Origin of the sequence: Phenylobacterium sp., from assembly GCF_036723115.1 — a bacterium.
GTDB lineage: Bacteria > Pseudomonadota > Alphaproteobacteria > Caulobacterales > Caulobacteraceae > Phenylobacterium.
On sequence record NZ_DAIMHV010000221.1, the window covers coordinates 1 to 2752 of the forward strand.

General features: G+C 69.6%; 3 protein-coding genes. 1 reads left to right on the top strand and 2 read right to left on the bottom strand.

Going from position 1 to position 2752, the window contains the following annotated elements; all coding sequences use genetic code 11:
- Both V7D28_RS14680 and V7D28_RS14685 read right to left on the bottom strand, forming a co-directional pair.
- A partial coding sequence (locus V7D28_RS14680; protein ID WP_333588128.1) for a M16 family metallopeptidase occupies positions 1-1346 on the bottom strand: 1346 nt, incomplete at its 3' end.
- 127 nt (positions 1347-1473) lie between these two features.
- A complete protein-coding gene (locus V7D28_RS14685) occupies positions 1474-2457 on the bottom strand; it encodes an NADP-dependent oxidoreductase (protein WP_333588129.1) in 984 nt (327 codons plus the stop codon).
- Between the two features lie 102 nt (positions 2458-2559).
- On the opposite strand from V7D28_RS14685, the gene V7D28_RS14690 reads away from it, so the two are divergent.
- A partial coding sequence (locus tag V7D28_RS14690) for a hypothetical protein (protein ID WP_333588130.1) occupies positions 2560-2752 on the top strand: 193 nt, incomplete at its 3' end.

Sequence of the window (2752 nt, forward strand, 5' to 3'; positions counted from 1 at the left end):
TCCTCGTTGCGGTAGAAGATGGTCATGCGCCGGGCTTCGGCCAGGTAGCGGCGGGCCGCGCGCTGCACATCGGCGGCGGTGACGGCCTGCAGCTGCGCCAGCTGGCGATTGGCCGCGGCCGGATCGCCGGAAACCGCCCAGGCATAGCCGAGCGCGAAGGCCCGGCCGTCGACGGTCTCGCGGCTGCGCAGCTCCCCGGCCAGGAGCTCGTTCTTGGCCTCGTCCAGCTCCGCGGCGCTGACCGGCGCATCGCGCAGCCGGGCCACCTCGGCCAGCAGGGCCGCCTCGCCGGCGGCCACGTCCTGACCGCTGGACAGGATGGCGGCCACGGCGATCAGGCCGGGCTGCTGGGGCAGGTCGGCCTGGGACATGACCTCCACCGCCAGCTGCTGGTCATAGACCAGCCCATTATAGAGCCGGGAGGACTTGCCGCCGGACAGTATGGCGTCCAGCACCCGCACCGCCGCGGCGTCGGGATCGGTGGCCGAGGGCCCGTGCCAGGTGATCACCACCGCCGGCAGGGGCACATTGGGGCCATAGCCGTGGAACACGCCCGGCGCCTGGCGGGGCGGCTCCTGTACGTCCACCCGCTTGAGGGGGGCGGCGGGGCGCGACAGGGGGGCGAAATACTCGTCCACCCAGGCGTCCAGCTCGGCCGGCTGGAAGTTGCCGATGACGATCAGCACGGCGTTGTCGGGGCGGTAATAGTCCCGGTGGAAGGCCCGCACATCGTCGATGGTGGCCGCGTCCAGCTCGGCGATCGAGCCGATCCCCGGACGCCGGTAGGGGTGAACCTCATAGCTGGCCTGGGGGATCATCAGGGCGAACAGGCGGCCATAGGGGTCGGCCAGGACCCGCTGGCGCAGCTCCTCCTTCACCACGTCGCGCTCGGAATTGAAGATTTCCGGGTCCACCACCAGGGCGCCCATGCGCTCGGCCTCGGCCCACAGGATGCGGCGCAGGTGGTTGGCGGGCACGACCTCGAAATAGTTGGTGAAATCGTCCCAGGTGGAGGCGTTGTTGAAGCCGCCCACATCCTCGGTCATGCGGTCGAGCATCTCGGCCGGCATGTTGCGGGTGGTCTTGAACATCATGTGTTCGAACAGGTGGGCGAAGCCGGAGCGGCCCTCCGGATCATCCTTGGCGCCCACCCCGTACCAGACCTGGACCGTCACATTGGGGGTGGTCTCGTCCACCGCGCTCAGCACCCGCAGGCCGTTCTCCAGCACCCGCTCGCGATACTCGATGGGCGGGGCGGCCGCCTGGGCGGCCCCAGGGGACAGGCCGACCAGGATCAGACCTGCGGCCAGGAGCGGGGCGACCAGACGGGTCAGGGGGATGAACATGGGCGGCTCTCGATGAACGGGCGGGCGAAGGGGGCGGCGAGGCTCAGGGCAAGGCTAGTCCGAACCCCGCGCGGCGCAAGCGGCGGGGCCCGCCCGCGCGGGCGCCCGCCTCAGTATGCGCCCGGGGTCAGTCGGCCAGCTTGACCAGCATCTTGCCGGAATTGGCGCCTTCCATCAGGCCGATCAGGGCCCGGGGCGCGGCGGCGATGCCCTCCATCACGGTCTCCTGATACTTGACCTTGCCCTCGCGCAGCCAGCCGGCCATGTCGCGCTGGAAGTCGGGCTGCAGGTGCATGAAGTCCGTGCCCACGAAGCCGCGCAGCATGACCCGCGAATAGATGATGTTGGACAGGTTGCGCACCGGCGCCTGGCCCTCGTTATAGCCCGAGATCATGCCGCAGACGGCGATGCGGCCCAGCGTGTTCATGCGCCGCAGGGCGGCCTCCAGGTGCTCGCCGCCCACATTTTCGAAATAGACGTCGATCCCCTTGGGCGTGGCCTCTTCCAGGGCCTGGCGGATGGGCTGGGCCTTGTAGTTGATCACAGCATCCAGGCCGACTTCGCGACGCAGCCAGTCGGCCTTGTCCTCCGAGCCGGTGGAGCCCACCACATAGCAGCCCTTGATCTTGGCGATCTGGGCGGCCACCGAACCCACCGCGCCGGCGGCGGTGGAGACGAAGACCTGCTCACCCTCCTTCAGGGCGCCGATATAGAGCAGGCCGCCATAGGCGGTGAAACCGGTCATGCCGAGCGCGTGCATGTGGACCGTCAGCGGCAGGCCCTCGGCCGGGGTCAGCCGGGACAGGCCCTTGCCGTCGGAGACGAAATACTCCCGGAAGCCCAGGCGGTTGGTCACCAGGTCGCCCACGGCGAAGTCCGGGGTCTTGGACTGGACGACGCGGCCGAGCGCCCCGCCCATCATGGCCTCGTTCAGGGCCTGACCGGCGGTCAGCCGCGGGCGCATGGCCGGGTCCACCGACATATAGAGGTTTTGGACCAGCACCTGGCCGTCGGCCGCGTCGGGCGCATGGGTCTCGACGATGGCGAACTCTTCCTCGCGCGGCATGCCGTCGGGGCGTTGGATGAGATGGACTTCGCGGCTGACAGGCATGGGGTTATCCCTCTTGTCGGAATGATCGAATGGAATGGGCCGGACCATGGACTTGCCCGCCCGGGCGCTTCAACCCCCGATCTTCCGTTAGGGGAGGAAGCCATGGCCGTGCGGGTGAAGATCGACGAGGCCGCCGTCGCGGCTCTGGTGGCCGACCAGTTTCCCCATTGGGCGGGGCTGCCGGTGACGAGGGTCCGGCCCGGCGGCTGGGACAACCGCACCTTCCGTCTAGGCGAGGACCTTCTGGTCCGGATGCCCGCCGCCGCCCCCTACGCCGCCGCCGTGGAGAAGGAAC